Below are 20617 nucleotides of genomic sequence, written 5' to 3' on the forward strand. Positions count from 1 at the left end.
TCGGCATCGTCCTTGCGGTTTCTGTCCGCGTTCAGCGGCATCTCACCGCACTTCCGGCCCCGCCGCCATCTGATGACAGCCTCCGACTACCGATCCGAAATGACCATCCGCTTCGCGATCTGGGACCAGGTCACCGGCATCGCGGGCCTGCCCGCCGAAGCCTGAGCACCGACCCGAGACCCGACCTCCGCCACGCCCTGACATGACGTCAGAAATCCACGCACTTAACAACGTGACAGCGCCGTGGCGAGCGTTGTGGGCTCCCATCCCGACCCTGACGCCCTGGGCCGCGACTGCTCGGCTCTGCCTGGCCACGGTGACCGCCAGGCCGCCGCAGTCTTCGTGGTCCCGCTGCCGCCTTCGTGGTCCGCGCTGTCGCGTACGTCTTGGTGATGGAGAGGCGGGAGGAAGCGATGCTCCTCTCGTCAGCAAACGCAGCGATCAGCGCCTCCAAGGCGATGTTGTTGACCGAGCGGGGCAGGCCGTGACTGGTGAGGTGGATCAGGCCGCCGGTGCCATCGGGGAACAGCGGAGCGGGGCCGACCGGCCGGCGAACTCCCACCGCGACACCGTGTTCATGCGGCCCCAGTTCACCACGGCCGCCCGATGGGCGGCCGTGGTGGCCGAGACGGCGTCCGTCAGCGGAGTCCGGGACGGTGCGGGCATCACCGGATCATCAGCGGCCGCGACCGGCACGACCGTGAAGTACCGGCGATCGGCCTCCGACTGCCCGCGGAAGCGGCGGATCCAGCGTCGGACGCTGCGCTCGGCCCGGTCCAGATGCGCGGCGGCCTGGCGGAGTCCCCAAATCCCGGGGGACGTCTCCAGGCCAGCCCTTTATCACCTCGGCCGCATCCGCCCACCGCGGCCAGATGGCCTCCGGCAGCAGCACGTGCGGATCCCGCAGCCCGAACACCGCGACCGGCGCGGGCGTACGAACAGACGGGACCCGGGATCACCGCGCACTTCCCGCGGCCGGCCGGGCCCCCGTTATCTTCTTCGCGGTTCCGCAACGGGACCGCTGACTCCGGGCCCGGCATGGCTGTTCCCCCCTGTCGAACGGCGTGCAGCACGAGGAGGGCGTCGCCCGTCCGGTCCTTGTGTACGGCGGCTGCCGCCTGCGCCACGTCCACGTGCCGGAGCAGAGCCGCCTCCAGCTCGCCCAGCTCCACCCGGAAGCCCCGGATCTTCACTTGGTCGTCGAGGCGTCCGAGGTACTCCAGGGGTCCGTTCTCCCGCCAGCGCACACGGTCCCCCGTGCGGTACATGCGCTCGCCCGGCCCGCCCTACGGGCAGGCCGCGAACCGCTCCGCCGTTAGCCCCGGGCGGTCGAGGTAACCGCGGGTGACGCCCGCTCCCGCTAGGTAGAGCTCTCCGGGCAGGTCGACGGGCACCGGCTGGAGACGGGGGTTGAGCACACACACCCGCGCGTTGGCCGACATGGCCGAGGTGCGCGGCGATATCGGTGCGGAGTCCCCCTCCGCGTCGTTCGTCGACCTGCGTGCGCGCTCAAGGAGAGATACAAGTGAAGATAAGGAGCCGTCGCGACGGGAAGCGACGTTTCGCCGACCTGCGGCCTCTGCCACGCCAGGACCCGCAAGCCTGGGGGCAGGATGGGCGATGAATGGACATGGAGAATGCCGGCCCCCTAGGAAACGGCCTCGGTCCGCCTCCGAGTCCGATGACCTCGGCCACGGCAGTCGTTGACGCGCTGGGGAACGTGACGGGGTGGAGTACCGGCGCACAGCGGTTGCTCGGGTACCCGTACGAGGACGTTGTCGGGCGTCCAGCGGCGCGTCTGCTCGGCCGGAACGCCCACGCACCGGTGGATTTCTCCGCGGTTCTCGAGGGGCGGAACGCAACGACCCCGCTGCGACACCGGGACGGCCACGACATGGAAGCCGAGCTCCAGGCGTACGCGTCACTCGACAGGGAGGGCAAGGCACAGTGGCTCATCGTGGCCACTCCGCCACAGCAGACGCGTCCGCGTCAGGAGCCCTATCCGTATGAGGGCGAGGCGACGGCAGAGGAAGCCTTCGCACAGTCCCACCTGCCGGTGATGATCTACGACACCGAGTTGCGGGCCCTGCGCGGGAGCGCCGGCGCGGTCCGCGCGCTGGGCCTCTCGGAGCGGCAGATGCGTGGCCGACGCGTCACCGACATCATGCCTCCCCATATCTGCACCACGGTCGAAGAGGGGATGCGCAGGGTTTTCGAGACGGGAGAGCCAGAATTTTTTCATGTGCACGGCCGACCGCGCCCCAGTGCCCACGGAAGCTTCTGGGCCGTCACCGTGTCCCCCGTCAGGAACCCGGCAGGGGAGGTGCGCCACGTGCAGCTCATCGCGCTCGACGTCACCGAGCTGCACCGGGCTCGAGAGCGGCTCACCCTGCTGAACGACGTCAGCACACAGGTGGGCAGCACCCTCGACGTGACGCGCACGGCACAGGAGATGGTCGATGTGGCGGTTGGCCGACTCGCCGACTTCATAACCATCGACTTGCTGGACTCCCTGTTGCGCGGCTTCGAGCCCAGGCCTTCCGACGAGGGCTCCATCGGCCTGCGCCGCGTCGCCCAGCAGTCAGTCCTTCCCGGTGTACCCGAGTCGGTGATCCGGCCGGGAGATGTGGACTACTACCCGGATTCCTCGCCGCCCGCCCGCTGCCTGCTCACGGGGCATTCCTCGCTGCACCGCACCCTGGACGAAGCCGTCGAGAGCTGGCGGACGGCCGACCCCGCGCGCGCAGTGAAGGTCCACGCCTTCGGAATGCACTCGCTCATGGTGATCCCGTTGCGCGCCCGCGGCATCACGCTCGGGGTGGCCGTGCTCGTCCGCCACCGGCGCCGTGACCCCTTCAACGAGGACGATCTGCTCCTCGCGGAGGAGATCGCCGCACGCGCCGCCGTGGCCGTGGACAACGCCCGCCGCTTCACCCGCGAGCGGACCACCGCCCTGGCCCTGCAGCGAAGTCTGCTTCCGCAGCGGCTCTCCGCTCAGGACGCCGTGGAGGTGGCCCACCGCTACCTGCCGGCTCGCGCCCAGGCCGGGCTGGGCGGTGACTGGTTCGATGTGATCCCCCTGTCGGGCGCCCGGGTCGCCCTGGTCGTCGGAGACGTGGTGGGCCACGGTCTGCGCGCCTCAGCCACCATGGGGCGGATACGGACCGCGGTACGTACTCTCGCGGACGTCGACCTGCCTCCCGAGGAGCTCCTCGTCCACCTCGATGACCTGGTCACCCACCTCAGGAGGGAGGAGGGCACTGCCGCGGATTCGGAGCTCGATATCGTCACCGATCTCATCGCCACCTGTCTGTACCTGGTCTACGACCCGGTCTCGCGCCGCTGCACCGCCGCCGGGGCGGGCCATCCCCCGCCCGCCGTGGTGACGCCCGACGGCACGGCGGAGTTCGTCGACCTGCCCGTCGGGCCTCCGCTGGGAGTGGGCGGGCTGCCTTTCGAAGCGGTCGAATGGGAAGTGCCCCGAGGCAGCCTCCTCGCGCTGTACACGGACGGCCTGGTCGAGTCCCTCGAACACGACCTCGACAAGGGCATGGCGCTGCTGCTCCAACGCCTGGAGCGGCCCGCTCCCTCGCTGGAGGCCATGTGCGACGACCTGATCCGGACCCTGCTTCCCGTACAGCCCTCGGACGACGTCGCCCTGCTCATCGCGCGCACCCAAGCCCTCGGCACGGGCCGGGTCGCCACCTGGGATCTGCCTTCCGACCCGGCCACCGTGGCGGGTGCGCGTGGCGAGGTCTCCCGTCGCTTGGCGGACTGGGGACTGGACGACGTCTCCTTCACCACCGAGCTGGTGGTGAGCGAGCTCGTCACCAACGCGATCCGCTACGGCGACCCTCCCATCCAGCTGCGCCTGATCCGCGACACCGTGCTCATCTGCGAGGTCTTTGATGCCAGCAGCACCGCCCCGCACATGCGGCGAGCCCGCATCTTCGACGAAGGCGGGCGCGGCCTGTTGCTCGTCGCCCAGTTCGCCGAACGTTGGGGCACGCGCCACCTGGCCACAGGGAAGTCGATCTGGGCTGAGATCGTCATTCCGAACGAGCGATCGTGACGGCACCTGACCACGTGCGGTCGCTGTCGCGGAAGAACCCGCAGACAACCAGTCCACGGGCACAGTCGCTTCGACGAGGAACTTGCTTCCGGTGACCGATGCCACGCTCGCTCAGGAACATGATAAGTGCCAGTCTGGTTCGCGCTCCCGCTTCAGACCTGGGGCTCTGGGCCCCGGTCCATCATGGTCATGGCGACGGTCTCCTTCGATGTGGGAAGCCGGGCCTTGGAAGATCGATCGGCCGCAGCGGTTTCGGATCCCATGTGATGTGCTGAAGCCCGCCACACGTCATGGGACCGCAAAAGCCCACAGGGTCCCGGGGCCCTACGCGCGGGCGTCCAGAGCCCCCGGGCTTCAATGGCGCCCGCCCCGCCACCGTGCCCTCCCGTCATCGACGGCCCCAGTTTTCAGGCCTCAGTAAGCCGTGAGCCCGTGCTCCCTGAACTGCTCACGGACGCGCTCCGTCAGCGCCGGTTCGGGAACCGGGTTGTCCCGCAGTGGGAAGGGGACCCCAAGAGCCTCGTACTTCGAGGCGCCCAGCTTGTGGAACGGGAGGACGTCCACGCGGTCGACATTGCCGAGACCGGCGACGAAGCGGGCGAGCCCGCTCACGGCCTCCGGATCGTCGGTCCAGCCGGGGACTAGGACGTAGCGGATCCACACCGCGGTGCCGAGGCTGTCCAGGCGGGTGGCGAAGTTGAGCGTGGGGGCCAGTTCCCCGCCGGTCAGTTTCCGGTACGTGCGAATGTCGAAGGACTTGATGTCCAGAAGTACCAGGTCGGTGTCGGCGAGGAGTCCGTCGGTGGCGCGCTCGCCGAGGAAGCCGGAGGTGTCGAGTGCGGTGTGCAGCCCCGCCTCCTTGCAGCGACGGACGAGTTCGGCGGTGAAGGCGGGCTGAAGCAATGGCTCGCCTCCCGTGATCGTCACTCCTCCCCCGGCCGTGGTGACGAAGCCCCGGTACTTCTCGATCTCCGCCATCACCTCGTCGACCGTGACGTCGCGGCCGTCCCGCATGTGCCAGGTGTCGGGGTTGGCGCAGTACAGGCACCGCAGTGGGCAGCCGCTGACGAAAAGGACGAACCGGGTCCCGGGACCGTCCACGCCGGTGGACAGGTCCCAGGAGTGGATCCGGCCGGTCGCCATGGTCCTCACAGCGATCCGTGGAAGGTACGGCTGATCACGTCGAGCTGCTGCTCACGGGTCAGACGGACGAAGTTGACGGCGTAGCCGGAGACGCGGATGGTCAACTCCGGGTATTTTTCCGGGTGTTCCATCGCGTCCTCCAGCGTGGCCCGGTCCAGGACGTTGACGTTCATGTGGAAGCCGCCGGAGGCCGTGTACGCGTCGAGGATGCCGACCAGGTTCCCGGCCCGCTCGCCTGGCGCGTGTCCCAGGCCCTCCGGGGTGATCGTCGTCGTCAGCGAGATGCCGTCACGGGCCTGCTCGTAGGGCAGCTTGGCGACCGACAGCGCGGAGGCGACCACACCGTGCCGGTCACGTCCGTTCATGGGGTTGGCCCCGGGTGCGAAGGGCTGTCCGGCGCGCCGGCCGTCGGGGGTGTTGCCGGTGTGTCGGCCGTAGACGACGTTCGAGGTGATCGTCAGTACGGACTGGGTGTGCTCGGCGTCCCGGTAGGTCGGGTGCCTGCGCACCTTGGCCATGAAGGACTCGACCAGGCCGACCGCGAGGGCGTCGGCGCGGTCGTCGTTGTTCCCGTACGCCGGCCAGTCGCCCTCGGTCTCGAAGTCGACGGCCAGCCCGGTGTCGTCCCGGATCACCTTCACCCGCGCGTGCTTGACGGCGGACATGCTGTCGGCGGCGACCGACAGACCCGCGATGCCACAGGCCATGAAGCGGTGGACCGGGTGGTCGTGCAGCGCCATCTCGACGCGCTCGTAGGCGTACTTGTCGTGCATGTAGTGGATGACGTTGAGCGTGTTGACGTACGTCCCCGCCAGCCAGTCCAGCATGCGGTCGTACGCGGTCGACAACTCCTCGTAGTCCAGGTACTCCCCGGTCAGCGCGGGCGTCTCGGGTGCGATCTGCTCGCCGGTCAGCTCGTCCCGGCCGCCGTTGAGCGCGTACAGCAGGGCCTTGGCGAGGTTGACCCGTGCCCCGAAGAACTGCATTTGCCGGCCGACCGCCATCGCCGACACACAGCACGCGATCGCGGTGTCGTCCCCGGTGCGCGGGCGCGTCAGCTCGTCGGACTCGTACTGGACGGCGCTGGTGTCGATGGAGACCTGGGCGCAGAACTCCTTGAAGCCCGCGGGAAGTCGGGGCGACCAGAGCACGGTCAGGTTGGGTTCAGGGGCCGGGCCGAGGTTGTAGAGAGTCTGCAGGAAGCGGAAGGAAGTCCGGGTGACCAGCGGACGCCCGTCCGTACCGATGCCACCGAGGGACTCCGTCACCCAGGTCGGGTCGCCGGAGAACAGCGCGTCGTACTCGGGGGTGCGCAGGAACCGTACGATCCGCAGCTTGATCACGAAATCGTCGATCAGCTCCTGGGCGCCGACCTCGTCGAGGATCCCCTCTGCCAGGTCCCGTTGCAGGTACACGTCCAGAAAGGTGGAGGTGCGGCCGAGCGACATCGCGGCGCCGTTCTGTTCCTTCACGGCGGCGAGATAGCCGTGGTAGAGCCACTGCACGGCCTCGTGGGCGGTGGTGGCGGGGCGGGAGACGTCGCAGCCGTAGGTGGCCGCCATTCGCGTCAGTTCGTCCAACGCCCTTGTCTGCTCGGCGAGTTCCTCTCGGTCGCGGATGACGTCGGACGTGGACGGCTCGGCGTCCAGCATTGCGCGCTCCGCGCGCTTGGCCTCGATCAGTCGGACGGTGCCGTACAGCGCCACGCGCCGGTAGTCGCCGATGATCCGGCCGCGGCCATAAGCGTCGGGCAGTCCGGTGATGATCCCGGCCTTGCGCGCGGCACGCATCTCGGGGGTGTAGGCGTCGAAGACACCGTCGTTGTGGGTCTTGCGGTAGGTGCCGAAGACGCGCGTGACGAAGGGGTCGGGCTCGTAGCCGTACGCCTTCAGGCTGTTCTCAACCATCCGCAGGCCGCCGTTCGGCATGATCGCGCGCTTCAGCGGGGCGTCGGTCTGCAGGCCGACGATCAACTCCCGCTCGCGGTCGATGTACCCGGGCGCGTGCGAGGTGATCGTCGAGGGGGTCGCCGGGTCGACGTCGAGGATCCCCCGGCGCCGTTCCTCGGGGAAGAGGGCGCTGACCTTCTCCCACACGGTGCGGGTGCGATCCGTCGGGCCGGTCAGGAAGGCCTCGTCACCCTCGTACGGTGTGTAGTTGGCCTGGATGAAGTCGCGTACGTCGACGTGCTCGCGCCATCGTGTCCCGGCGAAGCCGCGCCAGGCCTCGGGGGCGCGCGTCCCGGCTGTCACTGTCGCTGTCATCGCCGGTTCTCTCCCTTGCTCCGCACTGGAATGTCTCCCTTTCGATGCTCGTGCGACGCCATGGCCGCCACGAGGGCCGGGCAGGGCCCGTGCCTCGGCCGTCCGGCCTTCGGCGAGGGCCGTTCGGCCCCCTGGTCACCGGCGCTCAGGCGACGGTCAGGTCCGGCCGAATGAGGGTGCCCGACCTGCCGTGGACGATCTCGTACGCCGCGTCCAGGGATCCGATCGCGGCCAGTCCCCCGGTGCGTTCGACGAATCGGGCGGCGGCCTCGGTCTTGGGACCCATCGAGCCGTCGGGGAAGCCGCCGCGGCGCAGTTCGGCGGGGGTGGCGCCGAGGACGGGCCGCTGGTCGGGGGTTCCGTAGCCGGCGTAGACGCAGGGCACGTCGGTGAGGATGAGCAGGAAGTCGGCCTTGAGGTCCTCGGCGAGCAACGCCGCGGTGAGGTCCTTGTCGATCACGGCCTCGGCCCCGGTGAGCGCGCCGGTGTCGGGATCGGCGGTGACCGGGACCCCTCCGCCGCCGGCGCAGATGACGAGCGTGCCGCTGTTCAGGAGTTCGTGGACGGTGTCGGTCTCCAGGACACGTTCGGGTGCCGGGGAGGGGACGACCCGGCGCCAGCCCGTGGTGTCGGCGGCGATGTGCCAGCCGCGTTTGCGGGCGAGCGTGGCCGCGATCCCGTAGGGGTACACCTGGCCGACGAACTTGGTGGGGTGGTCGAAGGCCGGGTCGTCGGCGCGGACAAGGGTGTGCGTGACCAGCGCGGCGATCCGCCGTGCGGGCAGGGCGTCGTGCAGGGTGCGGGCCAGCAGGGAGCCGATCATGCCCTGGGTCTGGGCGCCGAGCAGGTCCAGCGGGTAGGGGGTGCTCAGGGCGGGGTCGGTGGCGCTCTCGACGGCGAGCAGCCCGATCTGGGGGCCGTTGCCGTGGGTGATGACGATCTCGTGCTCGTGGGCGAGGGCGGCTATCGCGGTGGTCACCCGGTCGATGTTCGCCTCCTGGACGGCCGCGTCGGGGCGTTCACCGCGGTGCAGCAGGGCGTTGCCGCCGAGGGCGATGACGATGCGCATGGCTCAGTCCTCCAGAGTGGCGAAGAGTACGGGCTTGATGGTGTGCAGGCGGTTCTCGGCCTGGTCGAAGACGACGGAGGCGGGTGAGGAGAAGACCTCTTCGGTGACTTCGAGGCCGTCCAGACCGTAGGGTGTCGCCGGGGCCGAGGTAGGTGGTGGCGGCGCCCTGGTCGGCGGCGACCTCGAAGGCGCAGCGGGTGCGGGTGGAGGTCTTCTCGAAGATCAACGCGAGATGCCCGCCGGTCGGCCGGGGGCTGTTCGGTGCCGGAGCGCTTGGCCGCCTTCAGGTCGGAGGCCAGGTCGAAGAAGGTGGTGGATCTCGGCGGCGGTGAAGTCGAGTTCGCTCAGGTAGGAGCGGCCTCGCAGGTCTGTGGTCATGGGTTCCTCGCTGATGCGGTGGGTAAGGGCGGGGGCTGGGGTGTCGTGGAGGCGTACGGTCGTGTCGGCGACGACAGTCCTCAGTTGGCCGGGTCGCGTTCGATCGGGCAGCTCATGCAGCGCGGGCCGCCCCGACCGCGGCCGAGTTCGGCGCCGGCGATGGTGACGATCTCGATGCCCTGCTTGCGGAGGTAGGTGTTGGTGGTGACGTTGCGCTCGTAGCCGACGACGACTCCGGGCGCGAGGGCGAGGAAGTTGCTGCCGTCGTCCCACTGTTCGCGCTCGGCGCCCGCCATGTCCTGCGGCGCGGACAGCATCCGCACCTTGTCGAGGTCGAGGGCCTCGGCGAGCGCGGTCGCCAGGTCGGAGTTGGGGGTGACGTCGAAGCCGGTCGCGTGGGCGTCACTGGGCCGCAGGGTCCACGAGCGCAGGGCGTCGGCGAGGCCCGGGTAGATGGCGAAGGCGTCGCGGTCGAGCATGGTCAGCACGGTGTCGAGGTGCATGTACGCGCGGGTGGCGGTGAGTTGGACGGCGATCAGCCGGGTGGCCGTGCCGGCGGCGAAGAGCCGGGCGGCCAGGTTCTCCACGGCCTGGGCGGTGGTCCGCTCCCCCATGCCGACCATGACGGCGCCGTTACCGAGGACGTGCACGTCGCCGCCTTCGAGCGTCCCCACGGGGCCGTCGAGGATTGGCTCGGGCGCGGCGGAGGCGAACATCGGATGGAACCGGTAGATGGCCTCGGCGTGCAGACTCTCGCGCCGCCGGGCGTGCTTGGCCATCGGGTTGACCGACAACCGGTCGTACATCCAGCAGGAGTTGTCGCGCGGGAAGAGGTGGTTGGGCAGCGGGGCGAGCGCGAAGGCGTCGGCGTCGAGCGCGTTCCAGACCAGGCTGTGCGGGGCGGCGAGCGGCAGATCGCTCTTGAGCATGCCGCCGATCAGATAGCCGGCGAGGGTCTCGCCGTCCAACTCGGCGCACCGCTCGCGCACCGCGTCCAGCAGGGCGGGGCCGACACTCGCGCGGGTGACGACCCGGTCCAGGAGCCAATCGCGCGCCTCCGGGACGTCGAGGGTCTGGGCCAGCAGGTCGGCGAAGTAGTGCACACGGGCTCCGTGGTCGCGCAGGACCTGGGCGAAGGCGTCGTGCTCCTCGCGGGCCCGCTTGGCCCAGAGGATGTCGTCGAAGAGCAGGGCGTCGACGTTGCGCGGGGTCAGCCGTGAGAGTTCCAGGCCGGGGCGGTGCAGGATCACCTGGCGGAGGCGGCCGACTTCGGAGTCGACGTGGAAGGTGGTGGTGGCGTTCATGGCGGGGCTGCTCCTGTGGTCGTACGGGTGCGGGGGGTGGCTCGGGGCGCGGTTAATCGCGGTTGCGGAGGCGGTTCCTCCGGAGGACACCGGTGCGGCTCGTGGGCACTGCACGGGAGATCCGCTTGGCCGGCGGGACGGCGGTCTCGGGAGCCCTGCCCTCGGAGACAGACTCGCGGGCCGTCGACTCCTCGCCGTACACCCCTTGGCCCCGCTTCAGCCACACGTACACCGGCAGTCCGAGCAGCAGGACGAACAGCCCGTAGTAGACGGTCTGGTAGCCGCTGCCCTGGATCGACCAGTACGAGAAGGCCATCGCCAGCGCGGAAAAGGTGACGTCACGGGCAAGCCGCCGGGGGCTGAGGTTCTCGCGGCCGCGGACCAGCAGCCAGTACAGCTGGGCAGCGGCGGAGAAGAGGTACGGGATCACGGCGGTCAGCACGCTCAGCAGCACGATCTTGGTGAAGACGTCGTCGAAGCGCGTGTAGCTGAACACGGTGATCAGCGAGGCGAGGACGGTGGGGGCGACGATGCCGAAGACCGGGACGCCGTTCTCGCCGCGCAGCTTCGCGAAGGCCCCGGGGAAGAGTCCGTCGCGGGCGGCGGCGTACGGCATCTCGGCGCACAGCATGGTCCAGCCGTTGAGGGCGCCGATGCCGGAAATGATGGCGGCCACCGCGACCGTGTCGCCGGCCCAGGTGCCGCCGAAGATGTAGTTGGCGGCTTCGGTGAACGGCGCGGTGGAAGCGCCGAGTTCGCCGTGCGAGACGGTGCCGAAGACGGCGAGGGTGCCCAGGATGTAGATGACCGCGCAGGCGAGCGTGCCGTACACGGTGGCGCGGGGCACGTTGCGGCCGGGCTCGCGGACCCTGCCGGCGACCACGGAGGCGGCCTCCAGGCCCAGGTAGCTGAAGAGGGCGATGGCCGCTGCGGCCGAGATCGCGCCCATCGCCGACTGGCCACTGGCGTTGAAGGAACCGAAGTTGTGCGGGTCGATGAACAGCAGGCCGATGGTGGCCATGAAGACCAGCGGGATGAACTTCAGTACGGTGGTGACCACTTGGAAGGCGCCGATGTTCCGTACGCCGGTGAGGTTGATCGCGGCCGGGATCCACAGCCCGACCAGCGCGATGAGCACCGACATCGCCGTGCGGTGGCCGGTGTTCACGAACACCTCGACGTAACCGACCCAGGCGACCACGATGGCGGCATTCCCGGCCCACGCGGTGATCCAGTACGACCAGGCGTTGAGGAAGCCGGCGAACTCGCCGAAGGCCTCACGGGCGTAGACGTACGGCCCGCCGCTCGCCGGGACGCGCTTCGACAGCGCCCCGAAGGTGACCGCCAGCGCGAGCGCGCCGAGCGTGACGACGCCGAACGCCACGAGCGAGATCGGCCCGTACGGTGCCAGGGCCGAGGGGAGTGCGAAGACTCCGGTGCCGATGATGCTGCCGATCACGAGCGCGGTCGCCGAGTGAAGGCCGAGGGCCGCCCTGGGGGACGGCCCTTCGTCGCTTCTTTGGGTGTTGGACATGGCTGTGTTCCTTGCGCGGGTCGCTGGGGACGGGCTGCGGATGACTTGATCCGTGCACGATCCTGCTCGGCAGCCGCAATCGTGGTCAGTGGCCACCCGTCCCCCACCGGGGCCATTGGTCCCGTTAGGGAGGTCCCGAACGGCCCCGTGTTCCGCCTCCCCGATGGGCGGGGAGGCGGAACACGGGGCCGCTGGCGTAGCGCAGGTCTGGTCAGGAGGAGGACAGGTCCACCCCATAGATCGTGTGGCCTCCCACGAGTTGACGGCCAGTCACCAGCTCGGTCTCGATGCGGATGAAGACCTCCTTGGGTGAGGCCACCCATGAGCGCAGGCCGGTCCGGGCAAGGCGGCCGTGCTCGGCGGGATCGCTCACCACCGTCGCGCGGCCGGTGACCAGGACACTCCAGCCGGAGTGCGCCGTCGCATCCACCTCGTCCGCTTCGAAGGCGATCACCACGCCGTCGATCGCGGCGGCCAGCTCCGAGTCGGCCGAAGTGCGCATCAGCACCGCCGAATCGGTGTCCAAGGAGAAGTTGACCGGCAGGACGGCGGGCAGGGCGTGGCGCGTGTGGACGACGCGGCCGATCGGTGCCCGCTCCAGCAGACGCAGGCACTCCTCGCGGTCGAGTTCACGGAAGCCGTCGTTGGGATTCATCACCGGGTTCAACTTTCACGGGGTACAGCGGTACACGTTTTATCCTGTGGGGCGGCGAGGGACGGGGCGAGGGCCTGTCGGTCCGGAACCGTTCCGGCATGACCCGCAACGTCCCCGACCTGCCCGAGGCTCTGGTCCGCAAGCACCTCCTGGAGGTGCTGGACACCTGCCGCGAGACCAACAAGCAGCCCAGCGTCCTCATGCTGGCCCGCCGCCTCGACCTGACCAACACCACCTTCCGCCGCCGCTACCCCGACATCGCACGAGAGATCGCTGATCACCGAGCCGCCCCCACCACCCCTCGCAGCGGTCCGACCGCGCACGACAGACTCGTCGCCCGCAACGCGAAGCTCCGCCGGCACAACCGTGAGCTGACCACTCAACTCGCCCTCGCTGCTGCCCAGATCCAGAACCTTGCCCTGCGCAACGAACGACTCCAAGAGGCGCTGGAGGAGACATCGAACGTCACGAGCATCAGCAGCAGGGCCCCACATCGTTGAACAAGAAGCCACAAGATCATCGCCCGCCGACCGGGCGTCGTCGTCGCGCGCGCCCTCGTCGCAGAGATCGGTCACCATCGATCTGAACCGGCCGAGCCATCCAGCGGCACCCGCCGCGAGCTGGGTCGGCTCGCTGCCCGGAACGCCAAGCTCCGCCGCAGGAACCAGGAGCTGAACGATCAGCTCAAGCTCGCCGTCGCACAGATCCAGTTCCTCGCCCTCCGCGCCGCTCAGCTTGAGGAGGCGTGGGAGGCTCGGACGAAGGTCGCCCACATCAACAACCACCGTCGTCGGGGTTGACGGACAAGACCTTCCGAATCCCAAGGCTCCGCCGGTCAGCGGGCCGTTTGGGGCTGACGCTTCACAGCGGCACGGAGCGTTGCGCCGAACAGCTCTGGTGCTTCCAGCCAAGGATCATGCCCAGCGTCCGGGATGATGATGACCTCGCAGTTGATCTGTGCTCCGAGACGCCGCAGGGCAGCCGCTGGGCGAGAATCACCGGCTCCGCCAATGATCACCGCTCCGGGTGGCAGGTGCGCTCGAAGTTCGTCCACATGCGATTCCAATGGATTGGTCTTCTTCGCGACGTTGAGCTGGCTGTTCATCACGTAGTTGATGGGCCTCTGCGTATGGGCTGATGCCAGTGCCCAGTCCCATGCGCATTCCCGATCGGCATGGTCGGTGAACCATGACAGCGCGAGGAATTCGATCTCCTCGGCGTGAGTGCGGAACTCGATCGCATCGAGTTCATCGAGCCTGGCCTGTTGCTCGTCAGAGCGCCGTGCTCGCTGGGCTGCACGGTCGGCTTCCCGCCACGGCTCCAGGAAAGGCCCGGCAAGCTGGATCAACCCGGCCACGCGCTCGGGATGGGCGAGCAGGAAGTGGCTTGCCAGATCGGTCCCGAATGAATGCCCCATCAGGACAACCTGTTCGTGTCCCCACGCATCGAGCAACAACGTCAGATCGTGAACGTGGCGGGCGATGGTGTGCTCTCCCTCCCAATGTGATCCGCCGGTGCCACGCTGGTCGTAGCGATGGACCAGACACAAGTCGTCGATGATGTCGGCGACCGGGGCGAGGTAGTCGCGGACCCCTGGACCGCCGTGCACCAGGACCACAGGAGCTCGACGCAGGATCACCGAGCCCGTAGTCCAGGTCCGGAGCTGTGCACCATCATCCATCTCAACCATGGTCATGATCATGGCGCCAAACTATTGCACTCCGCTGAGGTCTCCGGGGTGAGAAGCGCAACCTAGGACCCCACGGGGCATCTGCGGTGGGAGCCAAATCTGCTAGAAGACGCCAGGCCCCGTTCAACAGCACCAGGAACGGTCAACGGTCAGTCCCAAACCCCGTCCACAATCTGGCTTGGCACATCGCCCGTCGGCCTGGCGGGCTGGTCGCTCTCGCGATTCAGTACGGCCATCTGCGGACTTCCGTAGCAGCCGGCTACGCCGCGCGCAGCCGGGACGGCATCCACGATCTCCTCGACGTCGAGACCGCTCGCGCCACCATCGACACCGTCGCCGACCTGAACGCCGCTCTCGAGGACGGCGTCGGGATCTCCGGGCCCGCTGCCCGCCGGGCCATCAAGGCCGCCGCCACCGCGGCCCAGTACACCGGCAACGTCATCACCGCCCGGCAGGCCCGCCAGATCCTCGCCAACCCTCAACTGGCCGCCTACGACAACCCCAACACGCTGTTGATGTGCGTCTACAAGCGCGACAAAGCCCTGTGCCACCGCGACATCAAGGCCACCCCCAGTCTCGACCAGTGCGTCCCCACCTGCGCGAACATCGCCCGCACCGATCAGCACGCCCCCAGCCTCCTACGCCGCGCCACCGTGCTCGATCAGCGGGCAGCCCACGTGCCCGGCCCGCTCGGCGAGCGGCCGCGCGGCAACGCCGAGCGCCTGCGCAACCTGGCCGACGCCCACCATCGCACCCGCGTCACCCTCCAGGACGGAACCGCATGAGCCCCGCACCCGACGAACGCGACCGTATCCGCACGGCCATGGACCGCATCCTGCAAGGAACGCCGCAGCACTCCAACGGCGCTCTGACGGTCGTCGCCCTGGCCCTGGAAGCCGGCGTACCCCGCAACGCACTGACCCAGCGCCACCCCGACCTCAAGAACGACTTCTACGCGCAGGTCAGGGCCCGCGGACAGATCCCGGACTCCGAGATCCGCCTGCGCAAGCAGATCGTCAAACTGAAGGAACTCCGCCAGCAGGACGCCACGGAGCTGGTCCAGCTGCGCACCGACGTCGACCACCTCGTACGCGCTGTCAACCAGTTGACCGTGGAGAACCGGCAACTGCGTGGTGCGCTGTCCCAACCCGGAGCCACCGTCAGGGCATTGCCGTCCCAGCCTCGCCCCGACCGGATCCCGTGATTGCGTTCAAGGGCCCACTGGGGGATCGCCGAGGTAAGCTCAAAAGCCGCCAGTTGCTGATCTTGTGGTTCGGTCCGATGGCGGCCGTCGCCGACCATCCACACTCCCGGGACCAGAGCAGGTGCGATCGTCGGCGCCCGGGCGCCGCTCGATCACAGCCCCTATGGCTGGGCGGGGCCGGCTGACGGGACACCTTGTCGGCGCAGGAGTCGGCCTGCGGGCCGCCACAGGGCGAAGGCCAGGTCGAGGACGAGTGGGATCTGCAGGAACTGCTGGATTACCGGAGGCCCGGGCTTGTCCCCTCGCCTGAGCGGGGCACGGCCCTGCGGATCGACGGTCACCGTGTAAGTGCCGCCTACCACCCACTTCCAGCCCATGAGCCCGTTCTCCTCGATCGGAGCCAGCGGTGGGCCGTCGATGACGGTGACTGTGTAGCGGTGGACGCTCGCACCCGTGCCGTCGCCCGCGGACCACTGAATCTGTCGGACCCTGACGTGTTCGGTACGCCCGTGCTGGTGCAGTGCCTGCTGATCCAGCTCCAGGTTCTGCAGGAACAGCGCCCCGAAGAGGCACACCGCACACAGCAGCCACCGGAGGTCCAAGTACCAGCACGTGCACAGGAACACGCAGCCGAGGAGGATCGCCAGCGCGCACAGCGCGTCGATCCACGGGGCGTGCGCGACGAAGGCTGTGCACCCGATCAGACGCACGATCGCCCACAGCGCCAACGCTGCGCCGGTGCTTGCGGCGCCCACCAGCACCCGCCGACCCACGCCTGTCCGCCCTTGGCTTGCTTCCTCCGCGCTCACCCTCACCCCTGTTCTCGATGAAACCGCCGGCCTGGTGGTGCACGCGTTCCAATGTATGGATTGTTCAACGATCCTTCAATAGGATGGTTCAACATCCAGTCGTCTGCTTCGCGGACGCGGAACGGTAACCAACCGGAGAGGTGAAGGAGATGAGCAGGCGTCAGTACGGTCAGTACGAAGAGGTCGACGACCTCGGGCAGATCCTGTTCTGCGACGACCCCGCGCTGCTGCTCGGGGGCGTCCTGATGGGTCTGGAGACCGCGGAAGGCACAGTCACCCTCGATCACGCGCAGACACGTCACATGCCCGCTGCCCTCTTCGAGTTCAGGCGTGCCGCGAGCGTGGGCGGCTATGGCATCCAGTACATGGTGCCGCAGGCCGCCTCGCTCGACGAGGTACCCAAGGAACCGCAGATCGAAGGCGCCGTCCTGTTCGGCATGCAGCGCCTACCGCCTGAATTCTCCGACCTGCGCCTGCCCGACCCGCCGCGATCCGACGATGACGGCGTCTGCCTCGACAAGAAGCGGCCCACCATATTCGACGAGCTGCGCATGCGTGAACCACCGCGACGCGACCCCGACGAGGTCTACTTCGGCATGAAACGCAGGCCGCCCGGCTACACCGACCTGCGCTCGATCCCCGGATGGGAACTGCACGAGATACCCGATGACCAGCCAGGACCGTGGCAGCACTTCGGAGACACCTACTCCAGGCTGGAACTGCGGACGCCCGACGGTGAGATCTACTCCCGGACCTGGGTCCCGCACGACCCCGAGTGGGAGGCCGCCGCCCTGCGTCACGGATACGTCGTGTGCCTGTGCGGCGTGGAACTGGGGGTCCGCGCACCGTACGCGATGACCGACGCGCAGTACACCCCGCGCATGCGCCACCAATACTTCCGCCACGGATGCGCAGTGGGTCTGACCGTCGGCGGACTCGTCGCCTACGTCGACCACCGCTGACGCGCAACACCGAGCCGGCATGCATCGAGTACGAGCCAGCCCACGACGCGGCGTTCGAGCGGGCCCTGCGGACGAGACGGTTCACCTGGCACGGGCACCTCTGGGGCCTGCTGTGCGGAATGAGGCCGCGCCTGGTCGCGGCTGAGGGGTCTCGCGCTCAAGAGATCGACCTTGGACTTCGGCCGCATCGACGCCTCCTCCCACCGGAGATCACATCGATGCTCCGACCGCAACAAGGACGGTGGGGCCAAAACTCCCTCACATCACCTTGCCGTCAACACCGGTGGGTCCAGCCCTGATTGCCAAGTGGGCCACGAACCGCTGCCAAAGCCATGGGCCAGCGGTGCAGTCCAACAGCAGCTCAGTAGGGTCGGTGACTGGCGCGGTGGCTGATGCTCCGTTTCCAATCCCCGCCGCTTCAAACCGTGCATGCAGTTCTCCCGCACACGGCTTTCCGACATCGTTCACCGGCTGGCATGCGCCGTCGCCCTGTGCACGTTTCCGGTAAGACGGTAGACACCGAGCCGAGTGATCCACCCATAAGTAAAACGGGTGGTCCAGTTCCTGCCCGCAAGTCCGTGTTTCGCGCTGGCGAAGATCGACAGCCGCTCGTGGACATAGCCGTCAACCACGTTGAACTTCCGTCCGGAGTTCCCGTTACGGAAATACGCAGCCCAACCCCGCAGGACCGGGTTGAGATCAGCTACCACGGCGGATACCGGCCGCTCAGTCCTCGAACGAGCGGTCACCGCACGGACTTTATCCCGCAGCACCCGCATCGCCCTGGCCGAAGGCCAGCGGTGCAAGTAGTAACTGCCCCGCCATTTCCACGACTCCATCTTCCGGTGGTGGAAGCCGAGAAAGTCGAAGCCCTGCCCGCCTCGGGTGAGGCAGACGATGCCGGTCTTCTCGGGGTGCAATCGCATCCCGAGCCGTTCCAGAACTCGCGCCGCCAATTCACGGACCTGTTCAGCCCGTTGCTCTGTTGGCGACAGGACTACGAAATCATCGCAGTACCTCACCAGCGCCCCCAGCCGGCGACCTTCGTTCTGCCACGCCTCGTCGAGAACGTGCAGCGCGATATTTGCCAGCAATGGGGAAATCGGTGAGCCCTGAGGGGTTCCCGCCCCGGTAGGCGAGGTCACCCCGCCCTCCAGGACTCCCATCCGTAGCCATGCCCCGATCAGCTTCAGCATCGGCCGGTCCACCACACGCCGTGCCACCTGGGCCATCAGCGCCTCATGGCCGATCGTGCCGAAGCAGTCGCGGATATCGGCCTCGAACACCCACTCCCGCCGCTGGTTCGCGGCGACACGCACTGCTTCGCACGCGGACCGCTTCGGCCGGAATCCATAGCTCGCCTCGGTGAACTGTGCCTCGAATACTGGTTCAAGGACCAGTTTCGCAGCCGTCATCACCACTCGGTCCGCCACCGTGGGGATCGAAAGCGGCCGGAACTCCCCCGGCCGCCCCGGTTTGGGAATCTGAACCCGCCGCAACAGTGCCGGACGATACGTATGCGTCCGCAGCCTCTGCGAAAGGTCCTGGAGGAATGCATCCACCCCCGAGGATTCCACAGCGTCGACGGTCATGCCGTCCACGCCGGGGGCACCCCGGTTTGCGCACACACCGGCCCACGCCCGCCGAAGAACGTCCATGCGGTGGACATGGCCATACAGGGCGTGAAACCGGCGTTCGGGTTCTTGCTTGGCACAGCGGTAAAGCGTCCGTTGCAGGGATCGGACCTTGTCCAGAGGACGGCGGCCTGGTCCTGCGACGCCTTCCTCCCGGCGGATGGAACTAGCCGAAACGGCACTCATCCGGGCCCCTCCCTGTTCGCGAATCGCGTCGACGAAGTGGGGTCCTTCGCTCCCAGCGGGTTGTGTTGTCCCGCCGATCGTCACTACTACGACCCCCTCCGACTGCCTCTCGACAACCCGCCATTTCCCGGTTCTGCCGGTTATAGGCAGGCCACGCTTCCCGGGCCGCAATACCCGGGGCCGAGGAGGCTCTCTCCAGTTCCCAGGACAACCTTCCGACCATTCCACGCCCCTTACACCGGGCACGGCCCCGGCGTAGTTGATCTTTGATGGGTTTTGGGTCGTTTGCCCAGGGGGAGGGGTGTGAGTTGCCAGACGAGCGCGGCCTCTGATGATCTTTCAGGTTCCTACGCCAGAAGATCGTCTCAGGAGCCGCGCTCGTGTCCGCATCCTCCCTGATCAGCCCTGTCCTTGGCCAGCTCACCGATCTCGCGCTGTGGGAGGCCGAGCTCGCCGCCGACCCTGTGGCAGTGGAATCCGCGCTGGTCAGCAGGTTGCGGCAGGTCCCTGACCGGCGTGCGGAGCGTGGGCGGCGGCATCCCCTGGTGGTGATCCTGGTGCTGGCCGCGTGCGCGACGCTGGTGGTCGGTGGTGACTCCATGACCGCGATCTGGCAGTGGTCCGCCCGCGCCCCGCAGGTCAAACTGGCCCGCCTCGGCGCCCGGTACGACCCGCTGGCCGGCCAGTACCTTGTGCCCAGCGAGCGCACCTTCCGCCGCGTGCTCGCCGACCTGGATGCCGACGTGCTGGACGCGGCGACCTGCGCATACGTCACCGACGTCGCGACCGGAAAGGCACCGACGCCCGAGGTCCCGGACACCCCGGGGCCCATCGAGCGCGAACAGCGCCGCGCCGCCCAGCGGGCCGTGGAACACCCGGCGCCGGCCGGGCTGCTGCCCGCTGCGGCTCTCGACGGCAAGGCCCTGACCGGCGCCCGCACCGAATCGGGGCGGGTCTTCCTGGTCGGGGCGGTCGACCACGCCAGCGGCGCGGTCCTCGGCCAGAGGCAGGTTCCGGACAAGCGCGGCGAGGGCGAGGCGGCCCGCATGCTGCTGGCCCAACTCGCCTTGTCCGGCCGGGTGTTCACCCTGGACGCCCTGCACACCACGAAGAAGACCGCCCACCTGATCACGGACCGGCTCGACGCCCACTACGTCCTGATCCTGAAGGGGAACCAGCCGCTGGCCCGCGCCGCCGCCCAGGCGCTGCTGGCCGGTACCGACGCCGAGTGGACCGAGACCACCGAGGCCGAGGACGACCGTGGGCACGGGCGCACCGAGCGTCGCACGATCCGCACCGCCCAAGCCGACGACGCCCTCTTCCCCGGCGCGGGACAGGTCTTCCGCCTGCGCCGTGACACCGGCGGCCTCGACGGAACCTGGACCGGGAAGGAGATCGTCTTCGGCGTCACCAGCCTGCCCGCCCACCTCGCAGGCCCCGCTCACCTCAACCACTACGAGAGGGTCCACTGGTCCATAGAAAACAAGATCCACTGGGTGCGGGACGTCACCTTCCATGAGGACAACTCCCAGGTCAGGACCGGCACCGCACCCCGAGCACTGGCCAGCTTCCGCAACCTGGGCATCAGCACGCTCCGCCTGGCCGGACGAGCCAACATCGCCCACGCCCGCCGCGATCTCCTCAACCACAACGACGCCTTCGCCGTCTACGGCATCTGATCAACTACCACGAAGCCGGACACAACCGAACAAC

At 68.6% G+C, this 20617-nt stretch carries 18 protein-coding genes and 2 pseudogenes; 7 read left to right on the forward strand and 13 right to left on the reverse strand.

Annotated features, from left to right (window positions below; genetic code table 11):
* Nucleotides 1-15: 15 nt before the first annotated feature.
* Nucleotides 16-165, forward strand: a pseudogene (locus OG819_RS48845) (IS6 family transposase); the annotation flags it as partial.
* A 336-nt stretch (nucleotides 166-501) separates the two neighbouring features.
* On the opposite strand, the gene OG819_RS48850 reads toward OG819_RS48845, so the two are convergent.
* Both OG819_RS48850 and OG819_RS58875 read right to left on the reverse strand, forming a co-directional pair.
* Nucleotides 502-666: a hypothetical protein gene (locus OG819_RS48850; protein ID WP_266638079.1), complete on the reverse strand. Its 165-nt coding sequence runs from the start codon at nucleotides 664-666 to the stop codon at nucleotides 502-504.
* A gap of 620 nt (nucleotides 667-1286) precedes the next feature.
* Complete coding sequence (locus OG819_RS58875) at nucleotides 1287-1442, reverse strand: hypothetical protein (protein WP_323138063.1); 156 nt, start codon at nucleotides 1440-1442, stop codon at nucleotides 1287-1289.
* Nucleotides 1443-1681: 239 nt separating this feature from the next.
* Here OG819_RS58875 and OG819_RS48860 point away from each other — a divergent pair, with 239 nt between their 5' ends.
* Nucleotides 1682-4072 (forward strand): SpoIIE family protein phosphatase, encoded by a 2391-nt coding sequence (locus tag OG819_RS48860; protein WP_266656527.1) that lies wholly within the window; start codon nucleotides 1682-1684, stop codon nucleotides 4070-4072.
* 414 nt (nucleotides 4073-4486) lie between these two features.
* Here the strand turns inward: OG819_RS48860 and pflA are convergent, their stop codons facing one another.
* The 8 genes and pseudogenes from pflA to OG819_RS48900 form a co-directional block, all read right to left on the reverse strand.
* Nucleotides 4487-5215: a pyruvate formate-lyase-activating protein gene (gene pflA / locus OG819_RS48865; RefSeq protein WP_266656146.1), complete on the reverse strand. Its 729-nt coding sequence runs from the start codon at nucleotides 5213-5215 to the stop codon at nucleotides 4487-4489.
* Between the two features lie 5 nt (nucleotides 5216-5220).
* Nucleotides 5221-7479 (reverse strand): formate C-acetyltransferase, encoded by a 2259-nt coding sequence (gene pflB, locus OG819_RS48870; RefSeq protein ID WP_266656148.1) that lies wholly within the window; start codon nucleotides 7477-7479, stop codon nucleotides 5221-5223.
* 145 nt (nucleotides 7480-7624) lie between these two features.
* Nucleotides 7625-8548, reverse strand: coding sequence for a carbamate kinase (locus OG819_RS48875; RefSeq protein ID WP_266652325.1), 924 nt, complete (start codon nucleotides 8546-8548; stop codon nucleotides 7625-7627).
* Between the two features lie 3 nt (nucleotides 8549-8551).
* Entirely contained in the window at nucleotides 8552-8671 is a 120-nt protein-coding gene (locus tag OG819_RS48880; protein ID WP_266656529.1) for a hypothetical protein, read from the reverse strand.
* Between the two features lie 16 nt (nucleotides 8672-8687).
* Nucleotides 8688-8926, reverse strand: a pseudogene (locus OG819_RS48885) (ornithine carbamoyltransferase subunit F); the annotation flags it as partial.
* 80 nt (nucleotides 8927-9006) lie between these two features.
* On the reverse strand, nucleotides 9007-10230 hold the full coding sequence (locus OG819_RS48890) for an arginine deiminase (protein ID WP_266656150.1): 1224 nt from the start codon (nucleotides 10228-10230) through the stop codon (nucleotides 9007-9009).
* 52 nt (nucleotides 10231-10282) lie between these two features.
* A complete protein-coding gene (locus tag OG819_RS48895) occupies nucleotides 10283-11764 on the reverse strand; it encodes an amino acid permease (protein ID WP_266656152.1) in 1482 nt (493 codons plus the stop codon).
* A 211-nt stretch (nucleotides 11765-11975) separates the two neighbouring features.
* On the reverse strand, nucleotides 11976-12419 hold the full coding sequence (locus OG819_RS48900) for a pyridoxamine 5'-phosphate oxidase family protein (protein WP_266656154.1): 444 nt from the start codon (nucleotides 12417-12419) through the stop codon (nucleotides 11976-11978).
* Between the two features lie 98 nt (nucleotides 12420-12517).
* Here OG819_RS48900 and OG819_RS48905 point away from each other — a divergent pair, with 98 nt between their 5' ends.
* On the forward strand, nucleotides 12518-12919 hold the full coding sequence (locus OG819_RS48905; RefSeq protein ID WP_266656156.1) for a hypothetical protein: 402 nt from the start codon (nucleotides 12518-12520) through the stop codon (nucleotides 12917-12919).
* Nucleotides 12920-13254: 335 nt separating this feature from the next.
* On the opposite strand, the gene OG819_RS48910 is transcribed toward OG819_RS48905, so the two are convergent.
* The gene (locus OG819_RS48910) at nucleotides 13255-14121 is read right to left on the reverse strand and encodes an alpha/beta fold hydrolase (RefSeq protein ID WP_266656158.1); all 867 of its coding nucleotides are present in this window, start codon (nucleotides 14119-14121) and stop codon (nucleotides 13255-13257) included.
* A gap of 74 nt (nucleotides 14122-14195) precedes the next feature.
* Between OG819_RS48910 and OG819_RS48915 the strand changes: the two genes are divergently transcribed.
* Nucleotides 14196-14894 (forward strand): hypothetical protein, encoded by a 699-nt coding sequence (locus OG819_RS48915; RefSeq protein ID WP_266638097.1) that lies wholly within the window; start codon nucleotides 14196-14198, stop codon nucleotides 14892-14894.
* Nucleotides 14891-15313 (forward strand): hypothetical protein, encoded by a 423-nt coding sequence (locus tag OG819_RS48920; RefSeq protein WP_266656160.1) that lies wholly within the window; start codon nucleotides 14891-14893, stop codon nucleotides 15311-15313. Before OG819_RS48915 ends, OG819_RS48920 begins: the two co-directional genes overlap by 4 nt.
* 161 nt (nucleotides 15314-15474) lie before the next feature.
* On the opposite strand, the gene OG819_RS48925 is transcribed toward OG819_RS48920, so the two are convergent.
* The gene (locus OG819_RS48925) at nucleotides 15475-16086 is read right to left on the reverse strand and encodes a hypothetical protein (RefSeq protein ID WP_266656162.1); all 612 of its coding nucleotides are present in this window, start codon (nucleotides 16084-16086) and stop codon (nucleotides 15475-15477) included.
* Between the two features lie 185 nt (nucleotides 16087-16271).
* Here OG819_RS48925 and OG819_RS48930 point away from each other — a divergent pair, with 185 nt between their 5' ends.
* A complete protein-coding gene (locus tag OG819_RS48930; RefSeq protein ID WP_266638103.1) occupies nucleotides 16272-17084 on the forward strand; it encodes a hypothetical protein in 813 nt (270 codons plus the stop codon).
* A gap of 464 nt (nucleotides 17085-17548) precedes the next feature.
* Here the strand turns inward: OG819_RS48930 and ltrA are convergent, their stop codons facing one another.
* A complete protein-coding gene (gene ltrA, locus OG819_RS48935) occupies nucleotides 17549-18904 on the reverse strand; it encodes a group II intron reverse transcriptase/maturase (RefSeq protein WP_323139453.1) in 1356 nt (451 codons plus the stop codon).
* Nucleotides 18905-19284: 380 nt separating this feature from the next.
* On the opposite strand from ltrA, the gene OG819_RS48940 reads away from it, so the two are divergent.
* Nucleotides 19285-20583, forward strand: a complete 1299-nt coding sequence (locus tag OG819_RS48940; protein WP_266650140.1) for an ISAs1 family transposase — start codon at nucleotides 19285-19287, stop codon at nucleotides 20581-20583.
* Nucleotides 20584-20617: the final 34 nt, after the last annotated feature.

The organism is Streptomyces sp. NBC_01549, from assembly GCF_026339955.1.
Taxonomy (GTDB): Bacteria; Actinomycetota; Actinomycetes; order Streptomycetales; family Streptomycetaceae; genus Streptomyces.